The organism is Treponema sp. OMZ 788 (assembly GCF_024181245.1).
Classification (GTDB): domain Bacteria; phylum Spirochaetota; class Spirochaetia; order Treponematales; family Treponemataceae; genus Treponema_B.
The window spans coordinates 1,218,081-1,237,101 of record NZ_CP051199.1 but is presented as its reverse complement, the minus strand read 5'-3'; the positions used below and the strand labels follow the sequence as shown (position 1 = coordinate 1,237,101).

The 19,021-nt window shown below is 37.1% G+C and carries 14 protein-coding genes and 1 tRNA gene; 9 read left to right on the top strand and 6 right to left on the bottom strand.

The window, feature by feature from the left end; genetic code table 11:
• Positions 1–8: 8 nt before the first annotated feature.
• Both E4O00_RS05955 and E4O00_RS05950 read left to right on the top strand, forming a co-directional pair.
• Complete coding sequence (locus E4O00_RS05955; protein WP_253679196.1) at positions 9–1,001, top strand: PASTA domain-containing protein; 993 nt, start codon at positions 9–11, stop codon at positions 999–1,001.
• 62 nt (positions 1,002–1,063) lie between these two features.
• Entirely contained in the window at positions 1,064–1,783 is a 720-nt protein-coding gene (locus tag E4O00_RS05950) for a hypothetical protein (protein WP_253679194.1), read from the top strand.
• 99 nt (positions 1,784–1,882) lie between these two features.
• Here the strand turns inward: E4O00_RS05950 and rpiA are convergent, their stop codons facing one another.
• From rpiA to polA, 6 genes are read right to left on the bottom strand one after another with little or no spacing between them, the layout of a single operon-like run.
• A complete protein-coding gene (gene rpiA, locus E4O00_RS05945; protein WP_253679192.1) occupies positions 1,883–2,602 on the bottom strand; it encodes a ribose-5-phosphate isomerase RpiA in 720 nt (239 codons plus the stop codon).
• Entirely contained in the window at positions 2,602–4,083 is a 1,482-nt protein-coding gene (locus E4O00_RS05940) for a type I 3-dehydroquinate dehydratase (protein ID WP_253679183.1), read from the bottom strand. Before E4O00_RS05940 ends, rpiA begins: the two co-directional genes overlap by 1 nt.
• Positions 4,084–4,085: 2 nt before the next feature.
• Complete coding sequence (locus tag E4O00_RS05935; RefSeq protein WP_253679181.1) at positions 4,086–4,304, bottom strand: SPOR domain-containing protein; 219 nt, start codon at positions 4,302–4,304, stop codon at positions 4,086–4,088.
• Positions 4,267–4,932 carry a hypothetical protein gene (locus E4O00_RS05930; RefSeq protein WP_253679179.1) on the bottom strand — a complete coding sequence of 222 codons (666 nt, stop codon included), beginning with the start codon at positions 4,930–4,932 and terminating at the stop codon, positions 4,267–4,269. The genes E4O00_RS05935 and E4O00_RS05930 overlap by 38 nt, the downstream gene beginning before the upstream one ends.
• Positions 4,933–4,943: 11 nt before the next feature.
• Entirely contained in the window at positions 4,944–5,573 is a 630-nt protein-coding gene (gene coaE / locus E4O00_RS05925) for a dephospho-CoA kinase (protein WP_253679177.1), read from the bottom strand.
• A complete protein-coding gene (gene polA, locus E4O00_RS05920; RefSeq protein WP_253679175.1) occupies positions 5,573–8,335 on the bottom strand; it encodes a DNA polymerase I in 2,763 nt (920 codons plus the stop codon). Before polA ends, coaE begins: the two co-directional genes overlap by 1 nt.
• Positions 8,336–8,474: 139 nt before the next feature.
• Between polA and E4O00_RS05915 the strand changes: the two genes are divergently transcribed.
• From E4O00_RS05915 to E4O00_RS05885, 7 genes are all read left to right on the top strand, one after another.
• Positions 8,475–10,985, top strand: a complete 2,511-nt coding sequence (locus tag E4O00_RS05915) for a hypothetical protein (protein ID WP_253679173.1) — start codon at positions 8,475–8,477, stop codon at positions 10,983–10,985.
• Positions 10,986–11,190: 205 nt separating this feature from the next.
• The gene (gene citD / locus E4O00_RS05910; RefSeq protein ID WP_002669237.1) at positions 11,191–11,454 is read left to right on the top strand and encodes a citrate lyase acyl carrier protein; all 264 of its coding nucleotides are present in this window, start codon (positions 11,191–11,193) and stop codon (positions 11,452–11,454) included.
• A complete protein-coding gene (locus tag E4O00_RS05905) occupies positions 11,444–12,313 on the top strand; it encodes an HpcH/HpaI aldolase/citrate lyase family protein (RefSeq protein ID WP_253679171.1) in 870 nt (289 codons plus the stop codon). Before citD ends, E4O00_RS05905 begins: the two co-directional genes overlap by 11 nt.
• Positions 12,314–12,329: 16 nt before the next feature.
• Entirely contained in the window at positions 12,330–13,826 is a 1,497-nt protein-coding gene (citF, locus tag E4O00_RS05900; protein WP_253679169.1) for a citrate lyase subunit alpha, read from the top strand.
• 67 nt (positions 13,827–13,893) lie between these two features.
• Positions 13,894–13,966 (top strand) — tRNA-Thr (locus E4O00_RS05895).
• A 64-nt stretch (positions 13,967–14,030) separates the two neighbouring features.
• Positions 14,031–16,943: a restriction endonuclease gene (locus tag E4O00_RS05890; RefSeq protein ID WP_253679167.1), complete on the top strand. Its 2,913-nt coding sequence runs from the start codon at positions 14,031–14,033 to the stop codon at positions 16,941–16,943.
• A complete protein-coding gene (locus E4O00_RS05885; protein WP_253679165.1) occupies positions 16,940–18,958 on the top strand; it encodes a site-specific DNA-methyltransferase in 2,019 nt (672 codons plus the stop codon). The genes E4O00_RS05890 and E4O00_RS05885 overlap by 4 nt, the downstream gene beginning before the upstream one ends.
• Positions 18,959–19,021: the final 63 nt, after the last annotated feature.

Here is a 19,021-nt window from a genome sequence, read left to right as displayed (position 1 = left end):
TGTAATCAATGGGTCTTGGTAATCTTGCAGACAGTATAGAAAGTAACGGAAAAGTCATAATCATCACTTCTTTAGTAATGCTTGTGTTTTTTGTTCTAATTTCTACAATAGTGTTTTTTATATCGGTAAAAACTGCCGATCAAGTTTTAGTTCCAAATATTGAAGGTGAAAAATTTGAAGATGCGGTTCTTAAACTTCAAGTTAAAGAACTCTATCCCCGCCTTCAGTTAAGGTTTTCGGATAATCCCGAAGATGCCGGAAAGGTTTTGGAACAAAGCCCTCCTGCCGGAACTATAGTTAAAGCCGGAAAAAGAATCAATTTGATTGTAAGCAGCGGAGCAGTTTTAGATAGGGTAGAAAACTATGTGGGAAAAACCTTATCCGATGTGCAGCAGCATTTTGCATCCTTGTTTACGGCAGGCCGTAAACAGTTGATTTCGATAAAAGAACCTATTATGTACAAATCGAGCTCAATTCCTGCAGGAACGATTTTGGAGCAAAATCCTGCTCCGGATACAAAGATTTCGGATGGCGTTTTTATAGAATTCATTGTAAGTAAGGGGCCTGAGAATGAAAAGATTTCTGCTCCAAATATGGATGGGGCTAAACTTAAAGACATTTACTCCGCAATATCTCAAAGTAAAATTTTGTTTATAATAAAAACAGAAACAAACTCGTCTATTGATGCTCCTTTAGTTGTAAGCCAAAGCATTCCTCAAGATTCATCTGTAGACGCTTATTCTCAAATAGAATTAGGTATGCAATTTCCGGAGTCGACAGAAAAGGTAATCTACGGTGTTTATTCGCCTGTTTTACCTAAATATCCTTATCCCGTAAAAGTTGTAGTTGATGCCGTATATCCCGACGGAAAAAGAACGGAGCTTGTAAGTTTTGATCATCAGGGGGGAAGGTGCGATATTCCTTACGGCCTTCCTCAAGGTACGGTACTTGTTCTTACCGTATTAAATAAACAGGTTCAAATGTTTGAAGTAAAACAGTAAGTCTTGTAACTAAGGCAGAATTTTTATTTTTGATTATTATATTTAAATAAAGGAGATATAGAATGAATAGAAAAGTTTTAAGTATTTTAAGCATAATTATGTTTTTAGTTTTTTTGGGTTCATGTAAAACTATACCAAAAAATGATCCTAATTTTTTAGGAGATTTTTCTCCTGTGGAACTAGGAACTCTTATAGGAGGTTCAGTTAAACGTACGAAGGAAGAAATAAAACCTACGGATTTTAAATTTATTTTTTTCCCTCGTACAAATATTGTATCAATCAATCATCAATTTATGATGATTGACAAGGTTGAAATATTTTTAGATCAAGAAGATAGAGAAATTTTGATTAAGGCAATGGAAACATATTTATCGTCTTTTAATGATCAAAATTTAAGTGTTGCTAATGCTAAAAAGCAAGCTTTTTTCGGAAAGACTAAAATATTTATGACATGGGGGCTTTTCGGAGGAGGAGCTCATGAAGCAGAACCTACATTAAGAGCCGAATATCAATTATTATCCGAAAATAGACCTTATTTTATTTTGGCAAATGCAACTACTAAGGCTATAGGTGAAAATGATGATGCTAATAGCCCGGCTTTACGATTAGCCTTTTCTCCGGCTCAGTGTGAGGACTTTATTGAGCTTTTAAAGCAAGAGAATCTTGTTAAAATTGTAGAGAATATGCAACAAGACTTTGAACGTTTTGAACCTGCAAATAAAAATGAAACCGAAGACGATAAAAATTCTGAAAAAGATAAGGTAAACTACGGCGGGTTTTAAATAATACTTATTTTTAACTAAAAAGGCCGCAAGAAAAATTACAAAAATTTTTTCTTGCGGCTTAGTTTTATATTACAATGACTTAAAGACTTATATATTTTATAAGTCTTCTATATTACCGTCTTTGTCTACAACAAATATTCGAGGTGTATTTTTGGTAAAAAAGCCGTTTTCTACCACACCTGTTATTTTGTTTAAACTTTCTTCTAAGGCTTTGGGATCTACAACCGCATTATCAAGCCACCTTACATCGATTATAAAATTTCCGTTATCGGTAACTACCGGCCCCATTTTTTTTACACCCTCACGCAATATAATAGTCAAGCCTTGAGCTTCAAGAGTTTTTGAAATGCTTAAACGGGCTTCAGGTATTATTTCTATCGGAAGCGCAAATCCTTTTCCCATTGACTTTACTTTTTTTCTGTCATCGGCAATGACTACAAATTCTTTTGAATTATATGCTATGATTTTTTCTTTTAGCAGGGCTGCTCCGCCTCCCTTTATTAGATTTTTATCTGGATCAATTTCGTCTGCTCCGTCTATGGCAAGATCTAAAGAGCCTCCTATTTGCCGGGAGCTTAGAGAATATATAGGGATGCCTAATTTTTCGCACTCTATTGAGGTTTGAAAACTTGTGGGTACGGAGTAGATATTTTTTAACTTACCTGATGATAATAATTGTGAAATACGGTGTACTGCAGGCATGGCTGTAGAGCCTGTGCCGAGTCCTATTTTCATTCCGTCAAAAATTTTACCTTCCGAAAAAAGAGTGTCTACTGCATGATAAGCAACTCTTTCTTTTAATTGTAATGTATCCATTATAAATACTCCTTTCCTGCAAAAGCTTTAAATTGATGATAGGCTTGATATTCCAGCATCTTATATCCATTACAAACCCGGCATCCTGCGGTTCTTGCTCTTTTTAATAATTTGGTTGTTTCAGGTCTATAGATCAGCTCAAATACCTTTTCTTTTCCAGTAAAGGTATAAAAGCTAAGCGGATCTACATCTAAGTTCGGTTCCATGCCTGCATTTGTTGTTTGAATGATCAATTCCGAAAAATTATACAGCTGCTTTATATTTATTGGATCCAAAAGAGCCCATTTAAAATTATATTTTTCTGCAATATTTTGAGCCTTCTCCGCAGTGCGGTTAAAAATACAGGCCTTTCCATGCAGAGCTTTAACCACTTGAGCAACAGCCCGGGCAGCTCCTCCTGCCCCTATAATAGCAACCTTATATCTGCGTAAATCTTTTTCATTTAAAAATTCTATCAGGGCCTGTTCAAATCCGTCAACATCAGTATTGTATCCGAACCATTTTTTGTTTTCGTTTACAAGGGTATTTACGGCTCCGATAAATTTAGAGGCCTCTGATATTGAATTGACGAGCGGTATTATTTCACCCTTAAAAGGGGCTGTAACCGAAAGACCTTTTATGTTAAGAAGATTTGCAAAGTCCAAGGCATCCTTTGGAGATACTGCCGATATAGGAAGGTAAACCGAATTAAGATTTTTTCTTTTAAAGCCTGTGTTATGAATCTTTGGACTTAAACTTGTGTTTACATCCTTACCTATCACTCCGTAAATAGTTGTTGCATTATCTATTTTTGAAAATCCGTATAAATCTTCCAATTTTTCCGGATCTATAAGTTCTTGTTCAAGTTTATTTTTTTTAATATATTCATGAGTAAATGTATATACGATTTGTGAATTTAATTTCTTGGATAGAATCCGTGAAGCAACTCCGTATGGTCCCATAACCGATACGATATATTCCTGATTTTCTATCAGCTTTGATGCTTTAAAAAGTTCTGAAACATCGTTTAAAGAATTTGCTCTGAAGGCAAATTTAGGAATGTCTGTTTCGAAGCGTCGTAAGCCTTCCAATGTTTTTACTATGTTTTTTACAGGAGATTTAGCATGTAGACTTCTAATTATTTTAATATCAAAGGCTCTTGCCGCTTCTTCGATTCCGGATGAATCAAAATCGCTTTCCAAATCTATATAAGAAAAATTTTTTATCGGGTTAGTACTTGCAAAGGCAAGTCCTCGTGCAAAGATTGTCATCCTTGCTCCTTCGCCGCCCATAAAATTGCCGCCGTCAGATTTTCTCCTAACAGTTAAAATGCATGGTATTCCTGCACGCTCGGGAAAATTTCTTAAATATAGAATTTCACTTTGATTTAGATAATCAACTCGCAACTCTGCAATATCAATAAGTTTTTTATATTTTTCTAAGGCGGAAAGATTTTTTTCGATTGTTTTTTCCGTTAAAACAAGACATACCTTTGTAGACATAATCAGCTTTTTTTTCGGTCTTGGGTTACATAGCTTCCTTCAAAGCCTTTAATTTCTTTTATTTTTTTAAGCCAATATTCAGCCTCGGTTTTATTTTTAAAAGGTCCGACTCTTACCCTGTGCGTAAGACCTGTTGCCGTTTCTTTGGTAAAAATTTCTGCCTTCATGTGTTTTGCAGTCAGTTTATCCCTTGCGGCTTCGGCATTTAACCGGCTTGTCAAAGAAGCTGTTTGAACCCAATATATGGTCGAAACCGTTTTTTGAGCCGGGCTTTTTTTTGACGGCAGGTTTTTCCGGTTTTTTGGTTGTCTTATTTTCTGCTTTAGTTTTTTGAACCGGAGTCGCCGGCATTCCTTTTATGGAAGCTGTGCCTGTGTTTTGAGTCTTTGTATCTGGCGCATCTTCTTTTTTTTCGGGCTCGGAAGATTTTTTATTTTCTTGTTGATTTGTTTTTGATTGATTAGTATTTAAATTCGATTCAAGATTGTCAGGTAAACTTGCCGTTTTTTCGTCTTTTTGAGTGTTTGTAAGATCACTTACATTGATTGAGGTTTCGGTTGTTCCTTTTTGGCCTTCACCGTTTACAACAGTTATATTGTTTGCAATATTTACAAGGGTGGTAGAATCAGGCTCAAGCGGAGGAATAGATTCGGGATTTCGTGTCCATTCAAGAGGATCAACATTCGTTTCCGGTTTATCGGCTTCGATTCTGCCTAAATCGGATATCTCTACGGCAGTCATTGTGCTTTTATTACGGAATGGAGCATAGAGGTATAAACCTACTCCGAAGATAATTAGAGCAAACAACGAAATAAACAATACTATCCATAAAATTTTTTTCTGTTCCATAAAAATTAACCTCAAAAGCCTCTTTTTTTGACTTCCTGTAAGAGCTTATCTTTTAGCTTTGCAGGAGACCAAGAGTTCTTTACTACTACAGTATCGGCATTTAAAAATAAGTATTGAGAAAAGAATTCCTTTTGTTTTGAAAATCTTAGCCGAATATTTTTAAAAGGAAGCCTGTCTCTTTTTTTTGCCCTTATAAGACGCAAAATAAAGGGGGCATCTATATAAAGGATAAAAGAACACTTTTTTATAAGGCTTGTCTTGTGAAGGGTAGGGGCGTTTAAAAGAATGGGCCGCTCAGGCTTTTCTGCAAAAGCTTTTTTAATTTCTTCCCATATTTTTTCTTCTATTATGGGAAGAATAAAGTCTTCGTGTTTTTTTAAGAGCGCTTCATCCGAAAAGATAAAGAGGGCAAAGGCTTTTTTATCGATTCCTTTTTCTTTTTTTAAATCTATTCCCAGCTTTTCGGCTTCGGCCTGAAAGAGATTAAAAATTTCGTTTTCATACTCTACAAAGACCCTTCGTGAAACGGCATCAGCATCAATACAATAAAAGCCGTACTCCTCTAAGATGGAGCTTGCCGTGTTTTTCCCTGAGCAAGAGGGGCCTGAAAGCCCTATCAAAATCGGTTGAGAATTGTCCATTAGTGGAATTCTCCCCAGCTCATTCCCGATTCTATGCTTACCCTTAAGGGCACTGAAAGTTTGATTACGCCCTCCATTTTTTCTTTTACGAGGGCCATGACTTTTTCTCTTTCACTTTCGGACGTCTCTATTATAAGCTCATCGTGAACCTGTAAGAGTATGGCCGCATCAAGTTTTTGCTTTTTTAAGGCCTTATCGACTTCAAGCATGGCAAGTTTTACTATGTCGGCGGCCGAGCCTTGAAGGGGGGTGTTTACTGCAATGCGTTCAGCCCCTGCCTTTTCTATCTTGTTTTTGCTGTTTATAGCCGGAAGATAACGCCTTCTTCCCATAATTGTTTCAACATAGCCTCTTTTTTCGGCCTCTTGGCAGACTTGGGCCATAAAGCCCGACACTCCCGAATAGGTGGCAAAATAAGCCTTTATAAACTCGTCAGCTCTTTTGCGGGGAATTCTCAAAGAGGAGGCAAGGCGGAAGGCGCTCATGCCGTACATTACCCCGAAGTTTATGGTCTTTGCGATGCGCCTCATATCCTGTGTTACATCATTTATGTCTACTGCGAAGATTAAACTTGCAGTTTTGGCGTGAACGTCTATGCCCTTATTAAAGGCTTCTACAAGGTTGTGATCCTTTGAAAGATGGGCAAGGATTACAAGCTCAATCTGAGAGTAGTCGGCAGAGATAAGAATCCGCCCCTTTTCTGCCTGAAAGGCCTCCCTTATCCTCCGCCCCTCGTTTCCGCGTATGGGAATGTTTTGTAAGTTTGGGTCACGGCTTGAAAGACGGCCTGTGGCGGTTCCTGTTTGAATAAAACTTGTATGGATTCTTCCGTTTTTGTCCGTCATCTTGGGAAGGGTATCGGTATATGTGGATTTTAATTTTGCAAGAGCCCTGTAATCCAAGATTTTTGCAGGCACTGGGTCTTCTGAGGCAAGATTTTCAAGTACCGAGGTATCGGTAGAGTAGCCCGTCTTAGTTTTTTTGCCCGGGGTCAGTTTTCTTTCTTCAAATAATACTTCTTGAAGCTGTTTGGGCGATGCTATATTGAACTCATGGCCTACGAGTTTATAAATATCCTTTTCGCATTCTTCAAGTTCTTTTCCTAATTCTTTTGAATAAGCGTCAAGTTCTTCTCCCTTTAAAAAGATGCCCTTTATTTCCATCTCGGTTAAAAGTTTTGTAATGGGCATTTCAAGGTCAAAAAAGAGCTTTTCCAAATTATTCTTTTTTAAGAGGGGTAAAAATTTATTATAAAACTTAAGTGTTATGTCTGCATCTTCGGCAGCATAGGGACAGGCTTCCTTTAGCGGAACATCCGAAAAGTTTTGCCCGGCCCTTACAATGTCCTTAAACCTTATTGTTCTTAAACCCAAAACGCTTTCGGCAAGCTTATCCATTCCGTAAGAAGAGCGGGCAGGATCTAAAAGCCATGCGGCTATCATTGTGTCAAAAAGATTTGCCGAAATACCCTTTGCAAGTTTTGACGAAAGGGCTGCCTGAATGTCGAATTTGCCGTTATGCATTATGAGGGTCATCTTTGACTCAAATAGCTTTGATACGGCCTTTTGGGCATCCTTAAAGGCTATGAGCTTGGGAGCCTCCTCCCCAAGTTCAGGGATAGGGGCCTTCAATGGAAAGTAGTAGGCCTCTCCTTCTTTTAGAGCAAGGGAGAAGCCGGATATTTCGGCGTTTAGAGGATCTTCGCTCGTGGTTTCGCAGTCGTATGATGCAAGGCCTTGTTTTACGGCCTCGTCTACTATTTTAAAAAGCTCATCCGCCTCGTCCACAAGTTTGTAATCGCCCTTGTTTTGAGGCAGGGAGATTTCTTCACCTGCCCCTAATTCTTGCGGAAGCATCTCGAGAGGTGCTTTTTCGATAGTAGTTTTTTCGGTAATAATTTTTTCGGAATAGAGCTTTGCAATATTGGGAAGCTCTTCGTTTATAAAAAGACGGGCGGCTGCTTCATAGTCCATTTGGGAAGTAGAGTAGGTGTTTAAATCTTTTTCGATAGGAACATCGAAGCGGAGTTTTATGAGCTCTTTAGAAAAATAAGCCGCTTCCTTTCCTGTTTCTATCTTTGTTTTTAAGGCTCCTTTTAAGTTTTCTGTATTTGCATAAATGCCGTCGAGGGTCTTATAGTCTTCAAGGAGCTTAACGGCCGTTTTCGGGCCTACCCCCTTTACTCCCGGAACATTGTCGGCCGTGTCGCCTATGAGGGAGAGCAGGTCCAACATTCCGGCAGGATAAACTCCCCATTCTTCTTTTACATTTTCGGCTCCTAAGCCTTCCCATGCCTTAATCTTTCCCGGCTTTAACATGGTTGTGGTTTTTGAAACCAGCTGCATTAAGTCCTTATCGCCCGAAATAATCACACATTCACGCCCTTCCTTTTCTGCGAGGGCCGCTATTGAAGCGATTACGTCATCTGCCTCAAAGCCGTTACAGCGGACTGCGGGCAGTTTAAAGATTTTTAAAATTTCTTCTATTTTGTCGATTTGAGCATGGAGGTCATCCGGCGTTTTATCCCTTGTGGCCTTGTATTCTTTGTACATCTCGTGCCTAAATGTGGGAGTAAGGGAATCCAGAGCCGTAACAAAGAGTTTAGGATTATATTCGGTAAATATGGAATGAAGGCTTTTAAAAAAGCCGAAGACAGCCGAAACGTTTTCGCCCTTACTGTTTGTAAGAGGTCTTGAAATAAAGGCAAAATAAGAGCGGTAAATAAGAGCGTAGGCATCCAAAACATAGATTGTATCTTTCATAAATTAAGACCTCCGTTAGAGAGGGATTATACTATGTAAGAGCCATTAAATGCAAGCTCTATTGTTTTTTTTATATTTTTGTGCTATTATGATAAAGGTTGTTTTTATAGATAAAAAAATATCAGTCTTAGAGGTTTTTATGAAAAAGATATTATTACCGGTCTTGTTTTTTGCTTTGATTTTTAGTTCATGTTCTTTGTTTTTTCAAGATGAATACGGAACCGTTACGATAGATTTAGAAGGCGGAAATGCCCGCTCGATCAATTCTTCCACAGGGCTTCCAAATATTGCAGATTCTGAACTTGAAATAGAAATTGCAATGGGCGGCACTCGATCCCTTTACAAAAAAATCCTTGCTTCGGAGCCTAAGTTTTTTCAAGCTAATTTTCCTATAGGTGCAAGGCTGGAAATAAATATAAAATTAAACGGGCCCTCTGCATTGTGGTCGGCTAATGCAAAGCACACCGTAAAGGAAGGCAATAACGATATACAGCTTCTTTTAAATAAAAATGCTTCAGCCTTGGCAACGTTGAGTTTTTCTGTAAATGATGATGAATCAAATGAGTATGAATTTAACATAGCCGGAAGAACAATTGAAATCAGTTCAGCTGATCTGCCTGTCTTTACAAGAGACAGCCGAGGCCGCTTATACATTGCTTATAAAAAAGACAACGATTGGAAGCTAAACCGCTACGAAAGCGATGGAACACTTAATAACTTTGCATCTTCTTCAGATATTTTAACCAAAATTGCCTCTGTCTCAAGTGTAAAACTCGCCTCCGATCCCATAACCGGAAAGGTTTATGCTGCATCAAATTCAAAGCTCTATCTTATAAAGGATGACGGTTCTACAATTGAAACACAGTCCGGAGGAGCCGCCATCCCTGAGGGGCTTATTGCCGTTTATAATAATAACTTATTTGTATTAGATTTAACTCCTGCTGCTCCTAATAATAATTTAAAGATGTTTACTATAACGGAAGGCGGGCGTGGGCTTACACTTATACCAGTCGGCAGCCCTATTTCCATTTTAAAACAACAAATAAAAATTAACTCTTCTCCTCCAATTATTAATCCCATAAAGGTAAATTTTATAAATATCCTTATAAAAAACAATAGTATCTATATTTTATTTGAAGCAAAAACTATACCCGGAACCTCATCAGTTTCTCCCTATTACTCCTTAGGAGGTATGCTTGAATACAATTATGATAGTAATGGACTAAAAGATAATCCAAAAGACTATGGGTTTGACAAAGAAATAACCTATAACCTAAATGATTCAGTAATAACAACATCTCAAGATAACTTTTACGGTGCAGTATCCTTTATCGGCTATGATGAGCAAAACATCTATATTGCCGATGACGGCTGTACATTAAAAAAAGAAAGCAATAATGTAAAAATAGATAAAAACGTAAACCGCATATTTTCGTTTAACACCTCAACCAAAACCCTTTCGTATTCCGCAACAGAAAACAAATGGTTTGAAGAACACAAATCGCTTGTCAGCCCTCCGCCGTCCCCTATTACAGGCAAGGTCTTATTGTGGGAAAAGAATAGTAATCCGAATTTGGGTATGGTTTATTATCAGGTTAATTACAAGAATGATGAGGGTAATTATGATAATTTGCTTGAAGCTTTTATTAAAGGAAAGGGTTCAAGCTCCCTGTCATCGTATAAACAGATACCTACAGATATTTTTTCGTATGATAATCTTGGTAATTTATATGCTGTTTGGAAAATTGAAGGTTCTCCTACACACAAGTATGTTGTTAAACAATATTTATGGGACAGCAGTACTAGTAATTATGTTTACGACAAGGAAGCCAATTTATACTTTAAAGGTAATCAGGGGCTGAATATTGAACCGGATGCTATAGCGATAATATCGGATACGAATAATTATTTGTATTACACTTACAAAGCTAATAATAATACCTTTTTGCTAAGATTGAAATGGAATACTAATTTCGCCGCGGCTTTAAAAGATCCTTCTTTTGAACAGAAAATTAAAGACGCCGGAGGTTCAAAATCTTTTTGTACTGCATTAGCTGTAAATGAGAACGGTATATTTGCAGCAGTAAAAAATATTGCTGGAAGTGATATCAATTATCCCGATAATTATAGTGTTAATATAAAAAAATATAAACATACAAATAGTGCAGATGGAGAAACTTTAGCAAATAATATTGTACCGCAAATTGATGCCGATAACTATACTTTAGAAGACATTTGTGATTTACAAATAAAAGGCGGGGTTTTATACGGCATAAAAACTAAAAAAACAGGTAAACTAAAAGAAGGAACAACTTCTAAGGTGTCTACATCAGGAGAATTATTTAAGATAGAAGCTCTTGATTCTTCATTTTCAAGTTCAACAGTTGTAACATCTCTTTGGTCATCATCATCTCAAACCGACGGCTACGCCCCATACAGGTTCATAGGTACGGTTCCAAGTAAACTATTAATCGCCTCCGACGGTTATTATGTAAAGAAGACACCTAATCAAATTGAAAATAAAAACAAGGTTTTGAGTTTTGACATCAATACAGCTTCAACTAATTGGACCGTTACACCTAAAGATACCAATGCAACATTTTCACGGGAGTTAATGTATACTAACGGAACAGGATTTGACTGGAAGTAGAGTAAAGTACGAAGTACATATTTTAAATGTAAAAAGATAAGGAGTGCAAAGGAAAATTGAGGAAGCTCTTACAAAGACTCCTTAAAATTCCTTTGCGCTCTTTGCGATCTCCGCGGTTAAATCCAAAGCCCGCCCTTCCCCAAGATTGACTTATTCCTTTGATATTGATATAATACTTTCCATATCAAATTTTTAAGGGGTATCTATGCAAATAAAACGAGAAGCGGTTTGCGGAACACTCCAATCAAATGATTGCCTTGTCCGTATTGTTCCTTCCGAAAAACTTGAACTTGATTTAAAAAGCTCGGTTTTAAACGAATTCGGTGCACAAATCAAAAAAACTGTGCAGGAAGTATTGGATGAGTTTGAAGTAAAAAATGCCAAACTCTTTATAGAAGACAAGGGCGCCTTAGATTGCACAATCAAGGCCCGTGTAGAAACAGCATTGAGGCGCGCAAATGAAAAATAGAAGAAGTATGCTCTTTATGCCCGGCAATAATCCGGGAATGTTGGTGTCGGCCGATATTTTGGGTGCCGACTCCATAATTTACGATTTGGAAGATGCCGTTTCATTGGATGAAAAAGATTCGGCCAGAACCTTGGTGCGGAATGCTCTTTCCTTTTTAAATTTTACCCATTCCGAAATCACTGTCAGAATAAACCCTATCGATTCTCCCTATTGGGAAAAAGACCTGGAAGCTATTATTCCCGTTCTTCCCGACGGAATCGTAATTCCGAAAGCCTCTGTCGATGCAGTTCACTCGGTAGAACAAAAAATAAACGAGATAAAAAGTGAGCATAAGATAACAAAAGATTTCAGCTTTCTTATGCTTGTAGAATCGGCCCGCGGAATTATGGATGTAAATTCGATAGCCAAGGCATCCCCGCTAATTCAAGGCCTTCTTTTAGGCGGAGAAGACTACTCCGTAGATATGGGAATTCAGCGTACCCGTCTTTCAAAAGAACTGGAATATGCCCGCTTTAGTTTGACGACTGCCGCCCATGCCTACGGCTTGGACTCCCTCGACACCCCCTTTACCGATGTAGAAGACTTTGAGGGCTTAAGGCTCGATACGGCCTTTAGTAAGAGCATAGGCTTTTCGGGCCGCTTGGTTATAAATCCCCGTCAGGTCGAAGATATTCATAAAATATTTTCTCCTTCCGCTGCCGAAATTGAAAGAGCCCAAGCTATTTTACAGGCAGCAGAAGAAGCCAAACAAAAGGGCTTAGGCGTATTCAGCTTTAAGGGAAAAATGGTTGACTTACCGGTTATCAAGAGGGCTCAGGCTCTTTATGATTCTGCCAAAAACTGGGGCTTGATAAAATAAATTTGAGGAAAAAGATATGAATAACATACTTGGAAGAGAAGGCTTGGATAATCCTTTTAAGGGAGCCTTTGTAAATAAAAAAAATGCAAAATACGAGCTTACAAAAAACGTAAAGCCCGTATTCGGGAAGACCTTATCCTCCGCCCTTGATGAGCTTAACATCCATGACGGCATGACTATAAGTTTTCATCATCACCTTAGAAACGGTGACTATGTTCTTGACATGGTAATGAGGGAAATCCAAAAAAGAGGAATCAAAGATTTAACCGTAATGGCTTCTTCAATTTTTCCCTGCCATGAAATTTTGGTTGAACTTATGGAAGACGGAACGGTTACTCAGCTTATGACCTCTTATATGTCAGGCCCCGTTGCCAAGGCTGTAAGTTACGGGAAGTGTAAAAAGCCCGTAATTATGACCACCCACGGCGGCCGCCCCAGAATGATTCTGGAAAAAGAGGTTACGATAGATGCTGCCTTTTTGGCATCTCCTTGTGTAGACGATCAAGGAAATATTTCGGGCTCTGAAGGAAAGTCGTTTTGCGGCTCCCTAGGTTATGCCGCAGCCGATGCTCAGATGGCAAAAAAGACTATAGCCGTTACCGATACAAGGGTTTCAAAGGTTAAAAGACCCGACATTGAAGGCCGCTTTGTAGACATGGTTGTTGAGGTAGATAAAATAGGAGACCCTGCAGGCATCGTAAGCGGAACAACTCAGATTACAAAGGATCCTATCGGCTTGAAGATAGCCCGCGACTGCCGCACCTTGATTGAACATTCGGGGCTTTTTAAAAACGGATTCAGTATGCAGACAGGGGCAGGCGGTATTTCTCTTGCAGTTGCAGATGAAATGCACCGGGCAATGAAAGAAAAAAATATAAAGGGAAGTTTCGGCTGCGGCGGAATTACAGGCTATTTTGTAAAGATGCTTGAAGAAGGGCTTTTTGAAGATCTTTATGATGTTCAGTGCTTCGATCTTTCAGCCGTAGATTCTACCGAAAAAAATGCAAATCATCACAAGATTTCGGCCGATCTTTATGCAAACCCCAATAATCCCGATCATGTTGCAGGAAAGCTCGATGTCGTTATCCTCGGTGCAAGCGAAATAGACTTGGACTATAACGTAAACGTAACCACAGGTTCTGACGGCATAATATTGGGAGGTTCGGGAGGACACGCCGATACTGCAGCCGGAGCTAAGCTTTCGATAATAGTTTCAAAGCTCTTTAATGCCCGAATTTCTTGTCTTGTAGACAAGGTCCGCACGGTAACCACGCCCGGCGAAACAATAGATGTTTTTGTTACGGATAGAGGTATTGCAATTAATCCGCGCCATGCAGATTTAATTAAAAAATTAAAGGCTGAAACAAACCTTGAAATTAAAACTATCGAAGAATTAAAGGAAATTTCAGAATCCTTTACAGGCAAGCCTCAAGTTAAGCCCCGCTCTGCTGAGGTTGTAGGAATAAGCACCTACCGCGACGGCACTGTTTTGGACGTAATAAACAAGGCTTAAGCTAAAAATTCTTCCTATTGACTTTTTTGTTGATTTTTGGTAAAGTTTCTTTATCAAAAATCAACATGCCAACTTAGCTCACCCGGCAGAGCAGCACCCTCGTAACGTGCAGGTACTCGGTTCAAGTCCGAGAGTTGGCTTTTCTTTTAAAATAGTTTTTTTCTTTCTATAGAATTACTCGTCATTAGCTTGAATGGAGAGGATATGGCAAATTCACAAAATAAGCAGTTTCAATATGAAATACAAGATTATCAAGAAGCTTGTGTAAATAATATTGTTAGTATTTTTGAAGCTTTACGCTGGAAGAAAAACTTTGTTGAAGTGCTTACGGAACACAAAAATAAACACAAATATAATTTTCCGGTGCAAGACACTAAAAACATAGATATAATGATGGAAACGGGAACGGGAAAAACCTTTACTTTTATCAAAACGATTTTTGAGCTGAACCGTCATTATGGATACAAAAAATTTATTATTCTTGTTCCTAGTGTGCCTATCCGTGAAGGAACAAAAACCAACTTAAACGACACAAAAGATTACTTCAAAAGTTTTTATGCCAACGAACAAGAAAAAGAAATTGAAAGCTTTGTTTACGAAAGTGGAAATATTTCAGCGGTGAAACAGTTTATCGGTACTGCACATTTATCGGTTTTGGTGATGACACCAAGTTCTTTTAACAGTAAAGACAATATTTTAAACCGACCGTTAGAAAGGGAGATGAATCAACCCGAACTGTTTTTTAATACCGATAAACCTCCAATGTCTTATTTGGAATGCTTAAAACGCTTAAATCCGGTTGTAATAATGGATGAACCGCATCGGTTTGAAGGGGATGCTTTTAAAACTTATTTTGACGGGTTTGACAACTATTATTTGCGTTTTGGTGCCACATTTCCCAAGGATAAAGATAGCTTACCCCTATCAAATGTCGCATACATATTAGACAGCATTTCTTCGTTTCGACAAAATTTGGTTAAGAAAATTGTGGTGTATACTCAAGATGTAGTTGAGAATACAGACACTCTTATTGGTATTGAGAATAAAAAGGCTATTGTCAGCACTTTAACTAATGGGCTTGTTATACGGCGTGAACTGGGCAACGGTGCAATTTTTAACGGTAAAAGCATAAAAAAAATTCTCAAAGACCAATTGGTCTTGTCGGATGACAGTATTGAAAAAGTTGATTACTCTTTGTCTGATGAATCCCTTAGAGCCATGATACGCCAGACAATCAAGATTCATTTTGAAAAAGAAAAGATTTTATTTGATCAGGGGATAAAAGCTCTCACACTTTTTTTTATGGAAAGTAATATCGGTTTATTCCGAGGTGAAAATCCAAAAATCAAAAACTTTTTTGAAGAAGAATACCAAAAAGAGCGTGTAAGGATTATAAAAAATATAGACAAATCAAGCGAGTATTATAAATATTTGCAAAATGATTTTGACAATGACGGTAATTTGAAAGTTCATAAAGGGTATTTTTCAGGAGATAAAGGAAAAGCCGATGAAAAAGTACAAGCAGGAGTTGACGAGATACTGAAGGATAAAAAGAAGCTGCTTTCTTTTGAAAGTTCTACCCGCTTTATTTTTTCGATTTGGACTTTACAAGAAGGCTGGGATAACCCCAATGTTTTTACCATTTGTAAACTTTCCAATCAAGGAAGCGAAATATCAAAATTGCAGCAGATTGGGCGGGGCTTACGCATTTGTGTCAATCAAGATTTACAGCGATATACGCTTAAAAAGTTGCATGATGACCAAGAGGCTTTTTGGAAAATCAATAACCTTGATGTGGTCGTTTCAAATAAAGAAAGTGGCTTTGTTGAGGCTATACAAAATGAAATTTTGAGTAATTCATTCCTTGTCTCCGAAACATTTACGGAGCAAGAACTCATTAAGACTCTCAAAGAAAAATCAGAATTTGATGATTATACTGTAGTTTATTTGGTTGATGATGTTTTAAAAGATAAGAGAATGATTGTCCGCAAAGCAATTGTTGACGGACAAAGAGTTTATGCAAAATCCCCTGATTTTTTTGCAATTCTGAAGGCACAAAATTTACCCGAAAAACAAGAAAAAGCTCTTAAGGACTTATTCGCAACAGATACTGTCAATTATGTTCAGAAAGCAGAAAATAAAAAAGATAAAAAGAAAGTATTTATTAAAGCAACGCATTTGGAAGAATTTAAAAACCTATGGAACGCTATCAATAAAAACGCTTTTTATGTTTTGGAAGATTTGACCGACGACCAAGAGAAACAACTGATACAAAATATTAAAACACAAATTGAAGAGCTCAATATAGAACAAATACTACTTCAGACAACAAGGGCAGAGCTTGATGTAAATAATCTTGGAGGACAAGGTGCAATTACAGAAACACTTATCGATACGGTTTCGTACAAAAGTAAGGTCGATTATTTGGAATTAGTTCGTACTTTATCAACCGTTACAAAAACACCAATTTCATTTGTTGTAAAAGTGTTCAATGTTTTAAGTGATGATTTCAAGAGCAAAATGCTCACAAATAATCCGGAACAAGCAGTCAGAGAAATTTCCGAAACAATCAAAAAGAATTTAATCGCAATGCTTAAAGCAAATATCACATACGATGGTATTGACGGGGTAGGCTTGCCGAATGTATTTAAAATCGAAGAGGAAAAAACTTATTTGGATACGGGAAGTACCGGAAAATTTCAAAAAGATATTACAAGCGATTTTTCTTTAAAAACGAAATGGGTATTTGAGGAAGTAATAGAATATGATAGTGATTTTGAATTGGAAATTGTAGAGCAAGATCCCGATATCGAAAAGATTGAAATATTCGGCAAACTGCCGCGTTTAAAAATCAAAACGCCTTTGGGCGACTATAACCCCGATTTTTGCTATGCAATCAAAAGTACGGAAGGGAAAAAGGTTTTTCTTATTGTAGAAGCAAAAGGGTATAAAACATCTACAGAGATACCTGCAGATGAAAAAACTAAAATAGATTTTGCCAAAAAGTATTTTGAAGTTTTAAACGAATGCCATAAAGATAAAAACATCAAAATCTCATTTAAAGAACGAATCGGCACAACGCAATTAGCGGCACTTATAACGGAGGATAAAAAATGAATAAAGAAGAATTTATACAAGAAGGATTTACGGTTGTTGCAACCGACAATAATGAGAACAAATTATTGCGTTTTCTAAAAGAAAATTATCCGAGTATTATAAAAGACAATGAAATAGACCTTAACGAACTAAAGGCTATTGCAGGTTTGCCGATCGACGAAAAGGTAAACGGTTACGGATTAAACTTTGTAGGCAGAAATTTTGCACGTGGAAAATATGCACAGAAGACCACAAAAGAATTAAAGCTCAATACACAATTAAGTAAAAATCTTGATACAACCCAGAACTTAGTGCTTAAGGGCGATAATCTGGATAGCTTAAAGATACTTAAAAACCATTACACAGGTAAGATAAAATGTATTTATATAGATCCGCCTTACAATACCGCAAATGATGAATTTGTATATCCCGATAAATTCGACAAAGAAGAGGCTGAAGTATTGGGATTGGTAAATTTAAGCGAAGATGACTTTGCCCGTATGGATTTTAGTTTTAAAACTAAAAAGAGCCATAACGGCTGGCTGAGCTTTATGTATCCCCGTTTACTTTTGGCAAGAGATTTATTAAGTAATGACGGTGTTATTTTTATAAGCATTGACGATAATGAACAAGCAAACCTAAAACTGCTTTGTGATGATGTATTTGGGGAGGAGAATTTTGTTGGAACTATATCTGTAGAAAATAATCCGAAAGGAAGAAAAAATTCTGACTTTATTTCTGTTAGTTCAGAATACCTTCATATTTATGCAAAAAGCAAATCAAATGCTTACTTTATAGATAATATTCCTAAAAATGCAGACGATATGGTCGAGGATGAGGATGGAAATTTTGTTCACAATAGTGGTAAAAGAGTTTTAGTTGGGGAAAATAGCTTTAATAAGATTGTTTTAGATGAAGCTTCTGATAAAAACTATTCAGTGTATTACCGTAAAAAAGATAAGCTCCTAAAAATATTAAAAGAGTCGTTTGGTCAAGTAAATTCAAAATTAATCAATGAAGGTTTTACAAAATATCACTCATTCAATGGAAAACAATTAGTAGAAAATACATATACAGTGACAAAATTTGAAAGTCTATTTGCTAAGGGTGCATTAGAGTTTACAGAGAAAAAAATCTTTGAAAAGAATTTTAATGATACAATAAGAATAAAAAGTCAATTAATCAATAAACGCTATGACGCAATAATAAATGGCAAGAGGCTTAATTATAGTTTAGAACTAACAACAACAGGTGCGGGAACAATTTTAAAAAAACTTTTTGCAACTGATGAACTATATTTTGATGCCCCTAAAAATGTCGGATATTTAAAATTATTAATCTCATTATTCGAAGATTCTGAATATACTGTACTCGACTTTTTCGCTGGTTCCGGCACTACAGGACACGCTGTTATGCAGCTCAATGCAGAAGACGGAGGAAACCGCAAGTTTATTCTTTGCCAAATAGACGAGCCTATCAAGGAAAATAAACCCGCTTACCAGTTTTGCCTTGATAACAACCTGCCGCCCGTAATTTCCAGTATTACAATAGAACGCTTAAAACGGGCAGGTGAAAAAATATCCGAGGAAATAGAAGAAAAAAATAAGAAAAAAGGAGGTGAAATAGATTTTGATATGGTAGCAGAGAGTAGTGTAAGCTATAACAAAAATAAAAGTTTAGATCTTGGCTTTAAGGTCTTTGACAGTGTCGATGCCCCAAAATTGGACGTAGACGAAACAGGTCAGATTTCAATTCTTTTTAATGACAATGACACATTAAGCCGTATTTACAATATAATCTTTACTGTAGGTTTAGATGAGCCGACTCAAGTTCCTGAAGAAGTGATAAAAGATTGTATTTATAAAATCGGCAATCACTATTACATAACCAACAGTGAAAAAATAAGCAAAGAGGATTATTCCGCCGCCATTAAAAATGCATTAAAAGGCTCAGGAAAAGTTTTTATCGACGGTTGGACAGCAAGTCTAAATGGAACTTTGCAAAATTATAAAGAAGACGTGAAGATTGTGTTTTAATATAAATTTCTTTCCCCTTGCTTTTATTAAGGTCATCGTGTATACTTTACAAGATAACAACTA